The organism is Pseudomonas sp. RC4D1 (genome assembly GCF_018390395.1).
GTDB lineage: Bacteria > Pseudomonadota > Gammaproteobacteria > Pseudomonadales > Pseudomonadaceae > Aquipseudomonas > Aquipseudomonas danubii.
Genome location: NZ_JAHBAW010000002.1, coordinates 757,431 through 775,951 on the forward strand (window position 1 = coordinate 757,431; position 18,521 = coordinate 775,951).

At 61.4% G+C, this 18,521-nt stretch carries 16 protein-coding genes; all 16 read left to right on the top strand.

Annotation, left to right across the window (positions count from 1 at the left end):
• The first annotated feature begins 79 nt into the window (after positions 1–79).
• A complete protein-coding gene (locus tag KHO49_RS19180; protein WP_102864722.1) occupies positions 80–1,246 on the top strand; it encodes a ribosomal protein uL16 3-hydroxylase in 1,167 nt (388 codons plus the stop codon).
• Entirely contained in the window at positions 1,239–1,661 is a 423-nt protein-coding gene (locus KHO49_RS19185) for a GNAT family N-acetyltransferase (protein WP_102864721.1), read from the top strand. The genes KHO49_RS19180 and KHO49_RS19185 overlap by 8 nt, the downstream gene beginning before the upstream one ends.
• Before the next feature lie 176 nt (positions 1,662–1,837).
• Positions 1,838–2,593, top strand: coding sequence for a secretin N-terminal domain-containing protein (locus tag KHO49_RS19190; protein ID WP_213665648.1), 756 nt, complete (start codon positions 1,838–1,840; stop codon positions 2,591–2,593).
• A 514-nt stretch (positions 2,594–3,107) separates the two neighbouring features.
• The gene (gene aceA / locus KHO49_RS19195) at positions 3,108–4,433 is read left to right on the top strand and encodes an isocitrate lyase (protein ID WP_025126589.1); all 1,326 of its coding nucleotides are present in this window, start codon (positions 3,108–3,110) and stop codon (positions 4,431–4,433) included.
• A gap of 603 nt (positions 4,434–5,036) precedes the next feature.
• Positions 5,037–5,450, top strand: coding sequence for an NADH-quinone oxidoreductase subunit A (locus KHO49_RS19200; protein ID WP_011062185.1), 414 nt, complete (start codon positions 5,037–5,039; stop codon positions 5,448–5,450).
• A 10-nt stretch (positions 5,451–5,460) separates the two neighbouring features.
• Positions 5,461–6,135, top strand: a complete 675-nt coding sequence (locus tag KHO49_RS19205) for a NuoB/complex I 20 kDa subunit family protein (protein ID WP_011062186.1) — start codon at positions 5,461–5,463, stop codon at positions 6,133–6,135.
• A 70-nt stretch (positions 6,136–6,205) separates the two neighbouring features.
• A complete protein-coding gene (nuoC, locus tag KHO49_RS19210) occupies positions 6,206–7,987 on the top strand; it encodes an NADH-quinone oxidoreductase subunit C/D (RefSeq protein WP_102864719.1) in 1,782 nt (593 codons plus the stop codon).
• 2 nt (positions 7,988–7,989) lie between these two features.
• A complete protein-coding gene (gene nuoE / locus KHO49_RS19215) occupies positions 7,990–8,487 on the top strand; it encodes an NADH-quinone oxidoreductase subunit NuoE (protein ID WP_011062188.1) in 498 nt (165 codons plus the stop codon).
• Positions 8,484–9,839, top strand: coding sequence for an NADH-quinone oxidoreductase subunit NuoF (gene nuoF / locus KHO49_RS19220; protein ID WP_102864718.1), 1,356 nt, complete (start codon positions 8,484–8,486; stop codon positions 9,837–9,839). Before nuoE ends, nuoF begins: the two co-directional genes overlap by 4 nt.
• Positions 9,840–9,976: 137 nt before the next feature.
• Complete coding sequence (gene nuoG / locus KHO49_RS19225) at positions 9,977–12,691, top strand: NADH-quinone oxidoreductase subunit NuoG (protein ID WP_213665649.1); 2,715 nt, start codon at positions 9,977–9,979, stop codon at positions 12,689–12,691.
• A complete protein-coding gene (gene nuoH, locus KHO49_RS19230) occupies positions 12,688–13,695 on the top strand; it encodes an NADH-quinone oxidoreductase subunit NuoH (protein WP_102864716.1) in 1,008 nt (335 codons plus the stop codon). The genes nuoG and nuoH overlap by 4 nt, the downstream gene beginning before the upstream one ends.
• An 11-nt stretch (positions 13,696–13,706) precedes the next feature.
• Complete coding sequence (nuoI, locus tag KHO49_RS19235) at positions 13,707–14,255, top strand: NADH-quinone oxidoreductase subunit NuoI (RefSeq protein ID WP_003223795.1); 549 nt, start codon at positions 13,707–13,709, stop codon at positions 14,253–14,255.
• A 9-nt stretch (positions 14,256–14,264) separates the two neighbouring features.
• Positions 14,265–14,765, top strand: a complete 501-nt coding sequence (nuoJ, locus tag KHO49_RS19240) for an NADH-quinone oxidoreductase subunit J (RefSeq protein ID WP_102864715.1) — start codon at positions 14,265–14,267, stop codon at positions 14,763–14,765.
• Between the two features lie 4 nt (positions 14,766–14,769).
• On the top strand, positions 14,770–15,093 hold the full coding sequence (gene nuoK, locus KHO49_RS19245; RefSeq protein WP_016964784.1) for an NADH-quinone oxidoreductase subunit NuoK: 324 nt from the start codon (positions 14,770–14,772) through the stop codon (positions 15,091–15,093).
• Positions 15,090–16,943, top strand: coding sequence for an NADH-quinone oxidoreductase subunit L (gene nuoL, locus KHO49_RS19250; protein WP_110652833.1), 1,854 nt, complete (start codon positions 15,090–15,092; stop codon positions 16,941–16,943). Before nuoK ends, nuoL begins: the two co-directional genes overlap by 4 nt.
• Before the next feature lie 39 nt (positions 16,944–16,982).
• Complete coding sequence (gene nuoM, locus KHO49_RS19255; RefSeq protein ID WP_011062195.1) at positions 16,983–18,515, top strand: NADH-quinone oxidoreductase subunit M; 1,533 nt, start codon at positions 16,983–16,985, stop codon at positions 18,513–18,515.
• Positions 18,516–18,521 lie beyond the last annotated feature (6 nt).

The window sequence follows — 18,521 nt, forward strand, 5'->3', positions numbered from 1 at the left end:
CTGCTCGACCTTTTGACGCCCGGCCGCGCCGGGCGTTTTTATTCCTGCTAGAAAAGTAAACTTTTTCAATAGGTTACAAATGAATCCTGACATTCCACTTCAACTTCTGGGCGGCATCACTGCACGGGAATTTCTGCGTGACTACTGGCAGAAAAAGCCCCTGCTGATTCGTCAGGCCCTGCCTGACTTCGAAAGCCCGATCGAACCTGACGAACTGGCCGGCCTGGCCCTGGAAGAAGAAGTCGAATCGCGCCTGGTGATCGAGAAAGGCGAACGCCCCTGGGAGCTGCGTCGCGGCCCGTTCGCCGAAGACGAGTTCAGCAAACTGCCGGAGCGCGACTGGACCCTGCTGGTCCAGGCCGTGGACCAGTTCGTCCCGGAAGTCGCCGAGCTGCTGGAGCACTTCCGCTTCCTGCCGAGCTGGCGCATCGATGACGTGATGATCAGCTTCGCCGCACCGGGCGGTAACGTCGGCCCGCACTTTGACAACTACGACGTGTTCCTGCTGCAAGGCCACGGCAAGCGCAACTGGAAGATCGGCCAGATGTGCGACTCCGAGAGCCCGCTGCTGCAGCACGCGGACCTGCGCATCCTCGCCGAATTCGAAGAGACCGAAAGCTGGGTCCTGGAGCCGGGCGATATGCTCTACCTGCCCCCACGCCTGGCCCACTACGGCGTCGCGCTGAACGACTGCATGACCTACTCGGTAGGCTTCCGCGCCCCGAGCGCCGCTGAAGTGCTGACTCACTTCACCGACTTCCTCGGCCAGTTCCTGCCGGACGAAGAGCGCTACACCGACGCCGACGTGCAGCCGGCCAGCGACCCGCACCAGATCCAGCAGGACGCCCTTGATCGCCTCAAAGGCCTGCTGGCCGAGCACATGAGCGACGAACGCCTGCTGCTGACCTGGTTCGGCCAGTTCATGACCGAGCCACGCTACCCGGAACTGGTGGTCGGCCCGGAGCTGGAAGAAGACGACCTGCTGGGCAGCCTGGAACAGGGCGCTATCCTGATCCGTAATCCAAGCGCGCGCCTGGCCTGGTCGGAGGTCGATGAAGACCTGCTGCTGTTCGCCAGCGGCCAAAGTCGCCTGCTTCCCGGTAAACTGCGCGAGCTGCTGAAAATGATTTGCGCCGCCGACGCCCTGCATATCGACAACCTCGGCCCTTGGCTGGCGGATGAAGATGGGCGCGGCCTGCTGTGTGAACTGGTCAAGCAAGGGAGCCTGGGGTTTGCCGATGAATAAGATTCACGTACGTGTCGCAGACTGGCAAAAGGATAACGCCGAGATCCGGCGCATTCGTGAAGCAGTGTTCATTGCCGAGCAATCGGTTCCGCCCGAGCTGGAGTGGGACGCCGACGACGACAGCGCGGTGCACTTTCTGGCCTGCGAGGGCGATTTCCCTATCGGTACCGCGCGCCTGCTGCCGGACGGCCATGTCGGCCGGGTTTCGGTACTCAAGGACTGGCGCGGCCTCAAGGTCGGCGATGCGCTGATGCGTGCAGTGATCGACGAAGCCGAGAAGCGCGGCCTGAAGCAACAGATGCTCAGCGCCCAGGTCCAGGCCACGCCGTTCTACGAGCGCCTGGGCTTCTCGATTGTCAGCGAGGAATTCCTCGAAGCGGGAATCCCCCACGTCGACATGGTTCGCGGCGCCTGACCGACAAGCCCCAGCGGCAATGGCCAGAGCGAACGCCCCGCCATCCCCCTGCGCCCACTAGGCGCAAGACCAGGATGCCGGGGCGTTTTGCCGTCTAGGATTCAACTTGCCCCACCCAAAGCCGACAAAGTGTCAAACTCAAGGCTTTACGCCAGCTACTCGCGGAGATAACGGATATGTCCCTACGCACCTTGCTCACGACGCTGCTGCTGACCTTCAGCTGCTCGGTCATGGCCGCCACCGAGATCGTGCCCCTCAACAACCGCACCAGCGCTGACCTGCTGCCGGTGGCGCAGAATTTTCTGGGCAAGGACGGCAAGGTCAGCGCCTATGGCAACCAACTGATCGTCAACGCCGAGCCGGGCAAGATCGCCGAGCTGCGGGCCTTCATTGCGCAACTGGATACCGCGGCCAAGCGTCTGCTGATCACCGTCGACACCAACGAGAACAACTTCCAGGACAACCAGGGTTATTCGGTCAATGGTGCACCGCAAACGCGCATCATCAATCGCAGCACCGAGAGCCGCGATGGCGGCATCCAACAGATCCAGGCCAGCGAAGGCGTGCCGGCGCTGATCCAGGTTGGCCAGAGCGTGCCCCTGACCACCACCCAGACCGATCCCTACGGTCGCCTGCAAAACCAGACTCAATACCGCAACGTCACCCAGGGCTTCTACGTGACAGCCAGCGTCACCGGCGAGACCGTGCACCTGAGTATCAGCACCAACCGCGACCGCATGAGCCAGGAACGCCCTGATGTAGTGAACGTGCAAAGTACCGACACAACTGTCAGTGGGCGCCTCGGCGAGTGGATCACCCTGGCCGGGGTCAATCGCCAGACCCAGGCCGACAAGCAGGCCCTGGGCCGCAGCTACTCGACTCAAGGACGGGATGACATGACCTTGCGCGTCAAGGTCGACGCCTTGGACTAAAGCACCAAAAACTGACTGATTAGTCGTATTAGACCAAAGATGTAGTGCCATAAAAAAAGCACTACAAAACATTTGACGAGCCAAAAAACCGCGGGCATGATGGCCTCGCTCCCGCTAATCAGGGGCCCTGGCAAGGGCCTTCGGATCGCCGCTCTAACCTACCCACCTGAGCCGATTCGTGTCTGTACTGCCCACAAGGCGTGTTTGACGAGATTGCGACTGGAACGAAGTTGTCCCGAGGGACGGAAGCGTATTTAGGTCGATCGGCAACACACTGATGGAACGCACCAAGGCCCACGACGCCCGCATGCGCACCGCAGCTCGCCTTCACCTGCTCACTCTCCCCTCGAGCCCATCGTTCACCCGTCGCCATCCCCGCCAGACCCGACTGGACCGCCTAAGCTTCCTGGTCAGCGAGCAGCCTTCCACGCAACGTTACGACGCGTGATCGGCGGAGCCGGAATTCTCCAACCAAGAACGACTTTTTACACAAGACGCGACGAGGTTTATCTCCATGGCACTGACACGCGAACAGCAAATTGCAGCCCTTGAAAAAGACTGGGCTGAAAACCCGCGCTGGAAAGGCGTGACTCGCACTTATTCCGCTGCCGACGTGGTCCGTCTGCGTGGTTCGGTCCAACCCGAGCACACCCTGGCACGCATGGGCGCCGAGAAGCTCTGGAACCTGGTCACCCAAGGTGCCAAGCCGTCCTTCCGTCCTGAGAAAGATTTCGTCAACTGCATGGGCGCCCTGACCGGCGGCCAGGCTGTTCAACAGGTCAAAGCCGGCATCCAGGCAATCTACCTGTCCGGCTGGCAAGTGGCTGCGGACAACAACTCCGCCGAATCCATGTACCCCGACCAGTCGCTGTACCCGGTGGATTCGGTTCCGACCGTGGTCAAGCGCATCAACAACTCGTTCCGTCGTGCCGACCAGATCCAGTGGAAAGCCGGCAAGAATCCGGGCGACGACGGCTACATCGACTACTTCGCACCTATCGTAGCTGACGCTGAAGCCGGTTTCGGCGGCGTACTGAACGCCTACGAGCTGATGAAGAGCATGATCGAAGCGGGCGCCGCCGGCGTTCACTTCGAAGACCAGCTGGCTTCCGTGAAGAAGTGCGGCCACATGGGCGGCAAGGTGCTGGTTCCAACCCAGGAAGCCGTACAGAAGCTGACCGCTGCCCGCCTGGCGGCCGACGTTGCCGGTGTACCGACCATCATCCTGGCCCGTACCGACGCCAACGCTGCTGACCTGCTGACTTCGGACTGCGACCCGTACGACCAGCCGTTCGTGACCGGCACCCGCACCCAGGAAGGCTTCTACAAAGTAAAAGCCGGTCTGGATCAAGCGATCGCCCGCGGCCTGGCCTACGCTCCGTACGCCGACCTGATCTGGTGCGAAACCGCCAAGCCGGACCTGGACGAAGCTCGTCGCTTCGCCGAAGCAATCAAGAAGGAATACCCGGACCAAATCCTGTCGTACAACTGCTCGCCTTCCTTCAACTGGAAGAAAAACCTGGATGACGCGACTATCGCCAAGTTCCAGCGCGAACTGTCCGCCATGGGTTACAAGCACCAGTTCATCACCCTGGCCGGCATCCACAACATGTGGCACAGCATGTTCAACCTGGCGCACGACTACGCCCGCAACGACATGACTGCCTACGTGAAGCTGCAAGAGCAGGAGTTCGCTGACGCCGCCAAAGGCTACACCTTCGTGGCTCACCAGCAGGAAGTGGGCACCGGCTACTTCGACGACATGACTACCGTGATCCAGGGTGGTTCGTCCTCGGTAACCGCTCTGACCGGTTCCACCGAAGAAGAGCAGTTCCACTGATTCCAGGCCTCGCGCCTTGATCGAGCGGCCAATGCAGGCCCGGTAAAAACAACTGCATTGCTGTACAACTGACGCCCCGACTGGTTCGGGGCGTTTTTTTTGCCCGCCAAACCTGCAGCAGCCAGCTTGCCGGCGAACCGCTCCCCTGCAGCCCCCTCAAAAACCTCGAGACGCCCGACCCCTGCAAAAAAGCTCGCCAAACATTGATCCAGAGCGGTGTTACCCAGAGCGAAACAGGTTAAAAGGTGCGCCCCTGCTACTTGCAGTAACAGGGATATAACAAGCAACTTTCCCACTCCCCGAAGGAAAGCAGATTAAAACAACACCTAAACAATATTGATTATCATTTAGCCGCTATAACTTTCGTTGCAGCAGCAACAAAACATAATTAACAAAACCTCCCCTAATGCCCACAGGCCGCGGCTTACGGGGCTACAGAGGTGAGCTATGTCCTTATTACGATAAACAATTTCGCTTTAGAAATTTTACTTGCCCGGTGTTTAGCCATAAAATCAGCGCGATTGATTGCGCTGCGACATATCGTCACTGCTTTATTTCTTTATCAAGCTCAGAGACTCTTGCTCTCTGTTAAGGATTACCAGCATGCCCGAAGCGACAGGACTCATGGCCCACAACTGGGGCTTTGCCATTTTCCTTCTGGGTGTTGTCGGCCTTTGCGCCTTCATGCTCGGCGTCTCCAGCCTCCTCGGGTCAAAAGCCTGGGGCCGCAGCAAAAACGAACCGTTCGAGTCCGGCATGCTACCTACCGGTGGCGCCCGCTTGCGGCTCTCAGCCAAATTCTATCTGGTCGCGATGCTCTTCGTGATCTTCGATATCGAAGCCCTCTTTCTCTTTGCCTGGTCTGTGTCCGTCCGCGAAAGCGGCTGGACCGGATTCGTCGAAGCTCTCGTTTTCATAGCAATTCTGTTGGCAGGTCTTGTCTACCTTTGGCGAGTGGGGGCTCTTGACTGGGCTCCGGAAGGTCGTCGTAAGCGGCAGGCGAAGCTAAAACAATGAGGCTTTGGCGATGCAATACAATCTCACCAGGATCGACCCCGATGCTCCTAACGATCAGTACCCGATCGGCGAACGGGAAACCGTTTCCGATCCGTTAGAGGATCAGGTCCACAAAAACATCTTCATGGGCAAGCTGGAAGACGTGCTGAGCGGCGCGGTCAACTGGGGGCGTAAGAACTCCCTGTGGCCGTACAACTTCGGTCTGTCCTGCTGCTACGTGGAAATGACCACTGCCTTCACGGCGCCCCACGACATCGCGCGCTTTGGCGCCGAGGTTATCCGGGCATCGCCGCGTCAGGCGGATTTCATGGTTATTGCCGGCACCTGCTTCATCAAGATGGCGCCGATCATCCAGCGTCTCTATGAGCAAATGCTCGAGCCTAAATGGGTTATCTCCATGGGTTCGTGCGCCAACTCCGGTGGCATGTACGATATCTACTCCGTAGTTCAGGGGGTGGACAAGTTCCTGCCCGTGGACGTCTACGTACCTGGCTGCCCGCCCCGCCCTGAAGCATTCCTGCAAGGCTTGATGCTCTTGCAAGAATCCATTGGCCAGGAGCGTCGCCCACTTTCCTGGGTCGTCGGTGATCAAGGCGTATACCGCGCCGAAATGCCGTCGCAAAAGGAGCAGCGCCGCGAACAGCGTATTCAGGTCACCAACCTGCGCAGCCCTGACGAAGTCTGATCCAGATCTGTTCTGACAAAGAAACGACACTGGCTTCACTCTTTACGTTGACCGAAAGCGATAAAAAACCATGACTACAGGCAGTGCTCTGTACATCCCGCCTTATAAGGCTGACGACCAGGATGTGGTCGTCGAACTCAATAACCGTTTTGGCCCTGAGGCGTTCACCGCCCAGGCCACCCGCACCGGCATGCCGGTGCTGTGGGTTACCCGCTCCAAACTCGTTGAAATCCTGACCTTCCTGCGCAACCTGCCCAAGCCGTACGTCATGCTCTATGACCTGCATGGCGTGGACGAGCGCCTGCGCACCAAGCGTCAAGGCCTGCCGAGTGCCGATTTCAGCGTGTTCTACCACTTGCTGTCGATCGAACGTAACAGCGACGTGATGATCAAGGTGGCCCTGTCCGAAGGCGACCTCAGCCTGCCGACCGTGACCGGTATCTGGCCCAACGCCAACTGGTACGAGCGTGAAGTCTGGGACATGTTCGGCATCGACTTTGCCGGTCACCCTCACCTTTCGCGGATCATGATGCCTCCCACCTGGGAAGGTCACCCGCTGCGCAAGGACTTCCCGGCCCGCGCCACCGAGTTCGACCCGTTCAGCCTGACCCTGGCCAAGCAGCAGCTGGAAGAAGAAGCCGCACGCTTCCGTCCGGAAGACTGGGGCATGAAGCGTTCCGGTGCCAACGAGGACTACATGTTCCTCAACCTGGGCCCGAACCACCCATCGGCCCACGGTGCCTTCCGCATCATCCTGCAGTTGGACGGTGAAGAGATCGTCGACTGCGTTCCGGACATCGGCTACCACCACCGTGGTGCCGAGAAAATGGCCGAGCGTCAGTCTTGGCACAGCTTCATCCCTTACACCGACCGTATCGACTACCTCGGCGGGGTGATGAACAACCTGCCGTACGTGCTCTCGGTCGAGAAGCTGGCCGGCATCAAGGTACCGGAGAAGGTCGACGTCATCCGCATCATGATGGCCGAGTTCTTCCGCATCACCAGCCACCTGCTATTCCTGGGTACCTACATCCAGGACGTCGGTGCCATGACCCCGGTGTTCTTCACCTTCACCGACCGCCAGCGTGCCTACACCGTGATCGAAGCCATCACTGGCTTCCGCCTGCACCCGGCCTGGTACCGCATCGGCGGCGTCGCCCACGACCTGCCCCGCGGCTGGGAAAAGCTGGTCAAGGACTTCGTTGAATGGCTGCCCAAGCGCCTCGACGAATACACCAAGGCCGCCCTGCAGAACAGCATCCTCAAGGGTCGGACCATCGGCGTTGCCGCCTACAACACCAAGGAAGCCCTGGAATGGGGCGTCACCGGTGCCGGCCTGCGTTCCACCGGCTGCGATTTCGACCTGCGCAAGGCTCGTCCGTACTCCGGCTACGAGAACTTCGAGTTCGAAGTTCCACTGGCGGCCAACGGTGACGCCTACGACCGCTGCATGGTTCGCGTCGAGGAGATGCGCCAGAGCATCAAGATCATCGACCAGTGCCTGCGCAATATGCCGGAAGGCCCGTACAAGGCGGATCACCCGCTGACCACGCCGCCGCCGAAAGAGCGCACCCTGCAGCACATCGAAACCTTGATCACGCACTTCCTGCAGGTTTCGTGGGGCCCGGTGATGCCGGCCAACGAATCCTTCCAGATGATCGAAGCGACCAAGGGCATCAACAGTTATTACCTGACGAGCGATGGCGGCACCATGAGCTACCGCACCCGGATTCGCACCCCAAGCTTCGCCCACCTGCAGCAGATCCCTTCGGTGATCCGCGGCAGCATGGTCGCGGACTTGATCGCGTACCTGGGTAGTATCGACTTCGTTATGGCCGACGTGGACCGCTAAGCATGAACAGCACGCTTATCCAGACAGACCGTTTCGCCCTGAGCGAAACCGAGCGCTCGGCCATCGAGCACGAGATGCATCACTACGAAGACCCGCGCGCGGCGTCGATCGAAGCCCTGAAGATCGTCCAGAAGGAACGTGGCTGGGTGCCGGACGGCGCCGTCTACGCCATCGGCGAGATCCTTGGCATTCCCGCCAGCGACGTTGAAGGCGTGGCGACGTTCTACAGCCAGATCTTCCGTCAGCCAGTGGGCCGCCACATCATTCGCGTCTGCGACAGCATGGTCTGCTACATCGGCGGCCACGAGTCCGTGGTCAGCCAGATTCAGAGCGAGCTGGGCATCGGCCTCGGCCAGACTACCGCCGACGGCCGCTTCACCCTGCTGCCGGTGTGCTGCCTGGGCAACTGCGACAAGGCCCCGGCGCTGATGATCGACGACGACACTTTCGGCGACGTACAGCCTGCTGGCGTGGCCAAACTGTTGGAGGGCTACGTATGACCCTGACCTCTTTCGGCCCTGCGAACCGCATTGCGCGTACCGCAGAAACCCACCCCCTGACCTGGCGTCTGCGTGACGACGGCGAGCCTGTATGGTTCGACGAGTACCAGGCCAAGAACGGCTACGCGGCGGCCCGCAAGGCTTTCGCTGACCTGTCCCAGGACGACATCGTCCAGACCGTCAAGGATGCCGGCCTCAAGGGCCGCGGCGGTGCGGGCTTCCCCACCGGCGTGAAGTGGGGCCTGATGCCCAAAGACGAGTCCATGAACATCCGCTACCTGCTGTGCAACGCGGACGAAATGGAACCCAACACCTGGAAGGACCGCATGCTGATGGAGCAACTGCCCCATCTGCTGATCGAAGGCATGCTGATCAGTGCCCGTGCACTGAAGACCTACCGCGGCTACATCTTCCTGCGCGGCGAATACACCACCGCCGCCAAGCACCTGCGGCGTGCCGTGGAAGAAGCCAAGGCCGCAGGCCTGTTGGGCAAGAACATCCTGGGCAGCGGTTTCGATTTCGAGCTGTTCGTCCACACCGGCGCCGGGCGTTACATCTGCGGTGAAGAAACCGCACTGATCAACTCCCTGGAAGGCCGTCGCGCCAACCCACGCTCCAAGCCGCCCTTCCCTGCGGCCGTAGGCGTGTGGGGCAAGCCGACGTGCGTGAACAACGTCGAGACCCTGTGCAACGTGCCGGCGATCATCGGCGACGGTGTGGAGTGGTACAAATCCCTGGCCCGCGAAGGCAGCGAAGACCACGGCACCAAGCTGATGGGCTTCTCCGGCAAAGTGAAGAACCCTGGCCTGTGGGAGCTGCCCTTCGGCGTGACCGCACGCGAGCTGTTCGAAGACTACGCCGGCGGCATGCGCGACGGCTTCAAGCTCAAGTGCTGGCAGCCAGGCGGCGCCGGTACCGGCTTCCTGTTGCCAGAACACCTGGATGCGCAAATGTATGCCGGCGGCATCGCCAAAGTGGGCACCCGCATGGGTACCGGCCTGGCCATGGCGGTGGACGACAGCATCAACATGGTGTCGCTGTTGCGCAACATGGAGCAGTTCTTCGCCCGTGAATCCTGCGGCTTCTGCACCCCTTGCCGTGATGGCCTGCCATGGAGCGTCAAACTGCTGATGGCTCTGGAGAACGGCCAGGGCCAGCAAGGCGACATCGAGACCCTGCTGGGTCTGGTGGGGTTCCTCGGCCCAGGCAAGACCTTCTGTGCTCACGCACCGGGTGCCGTGGAGCCGTTGGGCAGTGCCATCAAGTATTTCCGTCCAGAGTTCGAAGCCGGCATCGCGCCCACCAGCGCCGCCGTCCCGCCTCTGGCCCGACCGATCGTAGTCGGCGCGTAACGCTTAGATGAGGGCGCAGGGTCCATGCCCTGCGCTCGACGTGCGATGACGCCGTGAACGGCTGTGTTGATTCGCACGCATAACAAGATTCCATTAGCCACGCCCGCTGACACCGGGCCAACGAAGAACTTTGAACCATGGCCACTATCCACGTAGACGGCAAAGCGCTCGAAGTCGATGGGGCGGACAACCTGTTACAGGCTTGTCTGTCACTAGGCCTCGACATCCCTTATTTCTGCTGGCACCCCGCTCTCGGTAGCGTCGGTGCCTGTCGCCAGTGCGCGGTCAAGCAGTACACCGACGAGAACGACACCCGTGGTCGTATCGTCATGTCCTGCATGACCCCAGCCACTGACAACACCTGGATCTCCATCGACGATGAAGAATCCAAGGCCTTCCGCGCCAGTGTTGTCGAGTGGCTGATGACCAACCACCCCCACGACTGCCCGGTCTGTGAGGAAGGCGGTCACTGCCACCTGCAAGACATGACGGTGATGACCGGCCACAACGAGCGCCGTTATCGCTTCACCAAGCGCACCCACCAGAACCAGGACCTCGGCCCGTTCATTTCCCACGAAATGAACCGCTGCATCGCCTGCTATCGCTGCGTGCGCTTCTACAAGGACTACGCCGGCGGCACCGACCTGGGCGTCTACGGCGCCCACGACAACGTGTACTTCGGTCGCGTTGAAGACGGCACCCTGGAAAGCGAGTTCTCCGGCAACCTCACCGAGGTCTGCCCGACCGGTGTGTTCACCGACAAGACTCACTCCGAGCGCTACAACCGCAAATGGGACATGCAGTTCTCGCCGAGCATCTGCCATGGCTGCTCCAGCGGTTGCAACATCTCCCCGGGCGAGCGCTACGGCGAGCTGCGGCGCATCGAGAACCGCTACAACGGTTCGGTGAACCAGTATTTCCTCTGCGACCGTGGCCGTTTTGGCTACGGCTACGTCAACCGCAAGGACCGTCCGCGCCAGCCACGCCTGGCCGATGGCACCCAGCTGACTCTGGACCAGGCGCTGGACCAGGCGGCCGACCTGCTGCGCGGTCGCAACATCGTCGGTATCGGCTCGCCTCGCGCCAGCCTGGAAAGCAACTACGCCCTGCGTGAGCTGGTCGGTGCCGAGCACTTCTACAGCGGTATCGAAGCTTCCGAACTGGAGCGCATCCGCCTGGTTCTGCAGGTTCTGAACGACAGTCCGCTGCCGGTTCCGAACATGCGCGAGATCGAAGACCACGATGCCATCTTCGTCCTTGGCGAAGACCTGACCCAAACCGCCGCACGCATGGCCCTGGCCCTGCGCCAGTCGGTCAAGGGCAAGGCCGAGGAAATGGCCGACGCCATGCGCGTCCAGCCTTGGCTCGACGCCGCCGTGAAGAACATCGGTCAGCACGCGCTGAACCCGCTGTTCATCGCCAGCCTGGCTGAAACCAAGCTCGACGACGTGGCCGAGGAGTGTGTACACGCCGCTCCAGACGACCTGGCGCGCATCGGTTTCGCCGTGGCCCACGCCATCGACGCCAGCGCCCCTGCCGTGGAAGGCCTGGACAGCGAAGCCCTGGAGCTGGCCAAGCGCATTGCCGACGCTCTGCTGGCGGCCAAGCGTCCACTGATCATTTCCGGTACCTCCCTGGGCTCCAAGGCACTGATCGAAGCTGCGGCGAACATCGCCAAAGCCTTGAAGCTGCGCGAGAAAGCCGGCTCCATCAGCCTGATCGTGCCAGAGGCCAACAGCCTCGGCCTGGCCATGCTCGGTGGCGAATCCGTGGACGCGGCCCTGCAGACGGTGATCGACGGTAAGGCCGACGCCATCGTGGTGCTGGAAAACGACCTGTACACCCGCACCGACGCAGCCAAAGTGGATGCCGCACTGAACGCGGCGAAGGTGGTGATCGTTGCCGATCATCAACAGACCGCCACCCTTGAGCGTGCACACTTGGTGCTGTCGGCGGCCAGCTTCGCCGAAGGCGATGGCACCCTGGTCAGCCAGGAAGGCCGCGCCCAGCGCTTCTTCCAGGTCTTCGATCCGACCTACCTGGACGCCAGCATCATGGTCCACGAAGGCTGGCGCTGGCTGCATGCCCTGCGCAGCACTCTGCTGAACAAGCCGGTGGACTGGACCCAGCTGGACCACGTGACCGCTGCCTGCGCCGCGAGCACCCCGCAACTGGCTTCCATCATCGACGCGGCACCTTCCGCAGCGTTCCGTATCAAAGGCCTGAAACTGGCCCGCGAACCGCTGCGCTACAGCGGCCGTACCGCCATGCGCGCCAACCAGAGCGTGCATGAACCGCGCACCCCGCAAGACCCGGATACCGCCTTCGCCTACTCCATGGAAGGTTACTCGGGCTCCGCCGAACCGCGCTCGCAAGTGCCGTTCGCCTGGTCGCCGGGCTGGAACTCGCCGCAAGCCTGGAACAAGTTCCAGGACGAAGTCGGCGGCCATCTGCGTGCGGGTGATCCGGGTACTCGCCTGATCGAAAGCCAGGGCGACCGTCTCAACTGGTTCTCCAGCGTACCGCGGGCCTTCTCTCCGGCTCAGGGCACCTGGCAAGCGGTGCCGTTCTATCACCTGTTCGGCAGCGAAGAGAACTCTTCGAAAGCCGCTCCAGTACAGGAACGCATTCCGGCGGCCTACGTGGCCCTGGCCAAGTCCGAAGCCGATCGCCTTGGTGTCAACGACGGTGCCCTGCTCGCAGTGAACGTAGCCGGCCAGACCCTGCGTCTGCCACTGCGCATCAACGAAGAGCTGGGTGCTGGCCTGGTGGGCCTGCCTGCCGGTCTGGCGGGGATTCCTCCGGCGTTCTTTGGCAAATCCGTTGACGGTCTGCAGGAGGCGGCGCAATGAGTTGGTTTACCCCTGAAGTGATCGACGTGATCCTGACGGTCGTCAAGGCCGTCGTGATCCTGCTGGCGGTGGTAATCGCCGGTGCGCTGCTGAGCTTCGTCGAACGTCGCCTGCTGGGCTGGTGGCAGGACCGTTACGGTCCGAACCGCGTTGGCCCGTTCGGCATGTTCCAGATCGCCGCCGACATGCTGAAGATGTTCTTCAAGGAAGACTGGACCCCGCCGTTTGCCGACAAGGTGATCTTCACCCTGGCACCGGTGGTCGCCATGTCCGCCCTGCTGATCGCCTTCGCGATCATCCCGATCACCCCGACCTGGGGCGTCGCGGACCTGAACATCGGCCTGCTGTTCTTCTTCGCCATGGCGGGCCTGTCGGTCTACGCGGTGCTGTTCGCCGGCTGGTCGAGTAACAACAAGTTCGCCCTGCTGGGCAGCTTGCGGGCTTCGGCCCAGACCGTGTCCTACGAAGTGTTCATGGGCCTGGCGCTGATGGGCATCGTGGCTCAGGTCGGTTCCTTCAACATGCGCGACATCGTCGAGTACCAGGCGCAGAACCTGTGGTTCATCATTCCGCAGTTCTTCGGCTTCTGTACCTTCTTCATCGCTGGCGTGGCCGTGACTCACCGTCACCCCTTCGACCAGCCGGAAGCGGAGCAGGAACTGGCCGACGGTTACCACATTGAATACGCCGGCATGAAATGGGGCATGTTCTTCGTTGGTGAGTACATCGGCATCATCTTGATCTCGGCACTGTTGGTCACCCTGTTCTTCGGTGGCTGGCACGGTCCGTTCGGCATCCTGCCGCAACTGTCCTTCGTCTGGTTCGCCTTGAAGACCGCGTTCTTCATCATGCTGTTCATCCTGCTGCGCGCCTCTATCCCGCGCCCGCGTTATGACCAGGTGATGGACTTCAGCTGGAAATTCTGCCTGCCGCTGACCCTGATCAATTTGCTGGTGACCGCTGCGCTTGTGTTGTTGAACACGCCTGCGGGCGCGGTTCAGTGAGGATTTGACCCATGTTCAAATATATTGGCGACATCGTTAAGGGTACTGGTACCCAGTTGCGCAGCCTGGTGATGGTGTTCGGTCACGGCTTTCGCAAACGCGACACCCTGCAATACCCCGAAGAGCCGGTGTACCTGCCGCCACGCTACCGTGGCCGTATCGTCCTGACTCGCGACCCCGATGGCGAAGAGCGTTGCGTAGCCTGCAACCTGTGCGCCGTGGCCTGCCCTGTGGGTTGCATCTCGCTGCAGAAAGCTGAAACCGAAGACGGTCGCTGGTACCCGGACTTCTTCCGCATCAACTTCTCGCGCTGCATTTTCTGCGGCCTCTGCGAGGAAGCCTGTCCGACCACCGCAATCCAGCTGACACCGGATTTCGAGATGGCCGAGTTCAAACGTCAGGACCTGGTTTACGAGAAAGAGGATCTCTTGATCTCCGGTCCCGGAAAGAACCCTGACTACAACTTCTATCGTGTTGCAGGTATGGCCATTGCCGGTAAGCCAAAAGGCTCCGCGCAGAATGAAGCCGAGCCGATCAACGTGAAGAGCTTGCTGCCTTAAGGAAGAACGATGGAATTCGCTTTCTATTTCGCATCAGGTGTTGCCGTTGTTTCCACGCTGCGCGTGGTCACCAACACCAACCCTGTGCACGCCCTGCTCTACCTGATCATTTCGTTGATCGCCGTGGCCATGACCTTCTTCAGCCTCGGCGCACCGTTCGCTGGTGCCCTGGAAGTGATCGCCTACGCCGGCGCCATCATGGTGCTGTTCGTGTTCGTGGTGATGATGCTCAACCTCGGCCCGGCCGCGGCTCAGCAGGAGCGCATCTGGCTCACGCCCGGCATCTGGATCGGCCCGGTGATTCTCGCCGCCCTGCTGCTGGCTGAACTGCTGTACGTATTGTTCAGCCACCAGAGCGGTGCCGGTATCGGTCAAACCACCGTCGACGCCAAGGCCGTGGGCATCAGCCTGTTCGGCCCTTACCTGCTGGTGGTCGAACTCGCCTCGATGCTGCTGCTCGCCGCAGCCGTCACGGCGTTCCACTTGGGCCGCAACGAGGCGAAGGAGTAACACGATGCCTACTATCCCTCTCGGTACTATCCCGATGGAACATGGCCTGGCAGTTGCCGGCATCCTGTTCTGCCTCGGTCTGGTCGGCCTGATGGTCCGCCGTAACATCCTCTTCGTGTTGATGAGCCTGGAAGTGATGATGAACGCCTCGGCACTGGCCTTCATCGTTGCGGGCGCCCGCTGGGCGCAACCGGATGGACAAGTGATGTTCATCCTGGTGATCAGCCTGGCAGCCGCCGAGGCCAGTATTGGCCTGGCGATCCTGCTGCAGCTGTACCGCCGCTTCCACACTCTCGATATCGATGCAGCCAGCGAGATGCGCGGATGAACCTTCTCTTTCTGACTTTCGTATTCCCCCTGATCGGTTTCCTGTTGCTGTCGTTCTCCCGGGGACGCCTCTCGGAAAACCTCTCGGCCCTGATCGGCGTCGGCTCCATTGGCCTTTCGGCCATCGTGGCCGCCTACGTGATCTGGCAATTCAACGTCGCGCCGCCCGAGGGTGGTCACTACACCCAGGTGCTGTGGCAGTGGATGTCGGTGGACGGTTTCGCGCCGAACTTCGCCCTGTACCTGGATGGTCTGTCCGTGACCATGCTGGGTGTGGTGGTGGGCGTGGGCTTTTTGATCCACCTGTTCGCGTCCTGGTACATGCGCGGTGAAGCCGGCTACTCGCGCTTCTTCGCCTACACCAACCTGTTTATCGCCAGCATGCTGTTCCTGGTGCTGGGCGATAACCTGTTGTTCCTGTACTTCGGCTGGGAAGGCGTGGGCCTGTGCTCCTACCTGTTGATCGGTTTCTACTACAGCAACCGCAACAACGGTAACGCCGCACTCAAGGCCTTTATCGTCACCCGTATCGGCGACGTGTTCATGGCCATCGGCCTGTTCATTCTGTTCCAACAGGTGGGCACGCTGAACGTCCAGGAACTGCTGGTGCTGGCACCGCAGAAATTCCAGGCCGGCGACTTCTGGATCACCCTGGCGACCCTGATGCTGCTGGGCGGCGCCGTGGGTAAATCCGCGCAACTGCCGCTGCAGACCTGGCTGGCGGACGCGATGGCCGGCCCGACCCCGGTTTCGGCACTGATCCACGCCGCGACCATGGTCACCGCCGGCGTCTACCTGATCGCCCGTACCCACGGTCTGTTCACCCTGGCGCCGGAAGTCCTGCACCTGGTAGGCCTGGTGGGCGGCGTGACCCTGGTACTGGCCGGCTTCGCCGCGCTGGTGCAGACCGACATCAAGCGGATCCTCGCCTACTCCACCATGAGCCAGATCGGCTACATGTTCCTGGCCCTGGGCGTTGGCGCCTGGGACGGCGCGATCTTCCACCTGATGACCCACGCCTTCTTCAAGGCCCTGCTGTTCCTTGCTTCCGGTGCGGTGATCGTTGCCTGCCACCACGAGCAGAACATCTTCAAGATGGGCGGCCTGTGGAAGAAACTGCCTCTGGCCTACGCCAGCTTCATCGTCGGTGGCGCCGCCCTGGCGGCCCTGCCTCTGGTGACCGCGGGCTTCTACTCCAAGGACGAGATCCTCTGGGAAGCCTTCGCCAGTGGCAACCATGGCCTGCTGTACGCCGGTCTGGTGGGTGCGTTCATGACCTCGCTGTACACCTTCCGCCTGATCTTCATCACCTTCCACGGTGAGGCCAAGACCGAAGCCCACGCCGGCCACGGTATCTCCCACTGGCTGCCGCTGGTGGTGCTGATCGTGCTGTCCACCGGGATCGGCGCGATGATCACTCCGCCCCTGCATGGTGTACTGCCGCTGAGCGCCGGTCATGCCGGTGGCGAAGCCAAGCACAGCCTGGAAATCGCCTCGGGCGCCATCGCCCTGGCCGGTATCCTGCTGGCCGCCCTGTTGTTCCTTGGCAAGCGTCGCGTTGTGACCGCCATCGCCAACAGCGGCATCGGGCGTCTGCTCTCGGCCTGGTGGTTCGCCGCCTGGGGCTTCGACTGGATCTACGACAAACTGTTCGTCAAGCCATACCTGGCCATCAGCCATGTACTGCGCAAGGACCCGCTCGATCAAACCATCGGTTTGATCCCGCGTATGGCCAAAGGGGGTCACAACTCCCTGAGCCGTACCGAGACCGGTCAACTGCGTTGGTACGCCGCCTCGATGGCAGCCGGTGCCGTGCTGGTCATCGGCGCCATTGTGCTGGTAGCGGTCTGATATGAACCTTGCGAACTTGCGAAAGGAATTGAGCCCGTCATGATTCTGCCTTGGCTAATCCTGATCCCCTTCATCGGCGGCCTGCTGTGCTGGCTGGGTGAGCGCTTCGGCGCCACCCTCCCCCGCTGGATTGCGCTGTTGACCATGACCCTGGAACTCGCTCTCGGCCTCTGGCTGTGGGCCCACGGTAACTATTCATTTGCTCCGGCGCCTGGCGCCGATCCAACTTGGGCCATCGAGTTCAAGCATGTGTGGATCGAGCGCTTCGGCATCAACGTGCACCTGGCGCTGGACGGCCTGTCGCTGTTGATGATCCTGCTGACCGGCCTGCTGGGTATCCTCTCGGTACTCTGCTCCTGGAAAGAGATTCAGCGTCACGTGGGCTTCTTCCACCTGAACCTGATGTGGATCCTGGGCGGTGTGGTCGGCGTGTTCCTGGCGCTGGACCTGTTCATGTTCTTCTTCTTCTGGGAAATGATGCTGGTGCCGATGTACTTCCTCATCGCGCTCTGGGGTCACAGCTCGGCAGACGGCAAGAAAACCCGGATTTACGCAGCAACCAAGTTCTTCATCTTCACTCAGGCTTCCGGCCTGATCATGCTGGTGGCGATCCTGGGTCTGGTGCTGGTCAACTTCAACAACACCGGGGTGATCACCTTCGATTACGCCCAGTTGCTGAAGACCAAGATGTCCACCGCCACCGAGTACATCCTGATGCTCGGCTTCTTCATCGCCTTCGCGGTGAAGCTGCCGGTGGTGCCGTTCCACTCCTGGCTGCCTGACGCTCACGCCCAGGCACCGACCGCCGGTTCCGTGGACCTGGCGGGCATCCTGTTGAAGACGGCGGCCTACGGCCTGCTGCGTTTCGCCCTGCCACTGTTCCCCAACGCCTCGGCAGAGTTCGCACCGATCGCCATGACCCTGGGTCTGATCGGCATCTTCTACGGCGCCTTCCTGGCCTTCGCCCAGACCGACATCAAGCGTCTGATCGCTTTCTCCAGCGTTTCCCACATGGGCTTCGTGCTGATCGGGATCTACTCCGGCAGCCAGCAGGCCCTGCAGGGCGCGGTGATCCAGATGCTGGCCCACGGTGTTTCGGCAGCCGCGCTGTTTATCCTCAGCGGCCAGCTGTACGAGCGCACCCATACCCGCGACATGCGTGAAATGGGCGGCCTGTGGTCGCGTATCGCCTACCTGCCGGCCATCAGCCTGTTCTTTGCAGCCGCTTCTCTGGGCCTGCCGGGCACCGGTAACTTCGTCGGCGAGTTCCTGATCCTGATCGGCACCTTCGTCAGTGCGCCATGGATCACCGCGATCGCGACGTCCGGCCTGGTGTTCGGCTCGGTCTACTCGCTAATCATGATCCACCGTGCCTACTTCGGCCCGTCCAAATCGGACGCGGTGCTGCACGGCATGGATGCTCGCGAACTGATCATGGTGCTGGGACTGGCGGTCCTGCTGATCTACATCGGCGTGTACCCGCAACCGTTCCTCGATACCTCTGCCGCCACCATGCATGGCGTGCAGCAATGGCTCAGCACCGCCTTCACTCAACTCGCTTCGGCCCGGTAAGAGCGC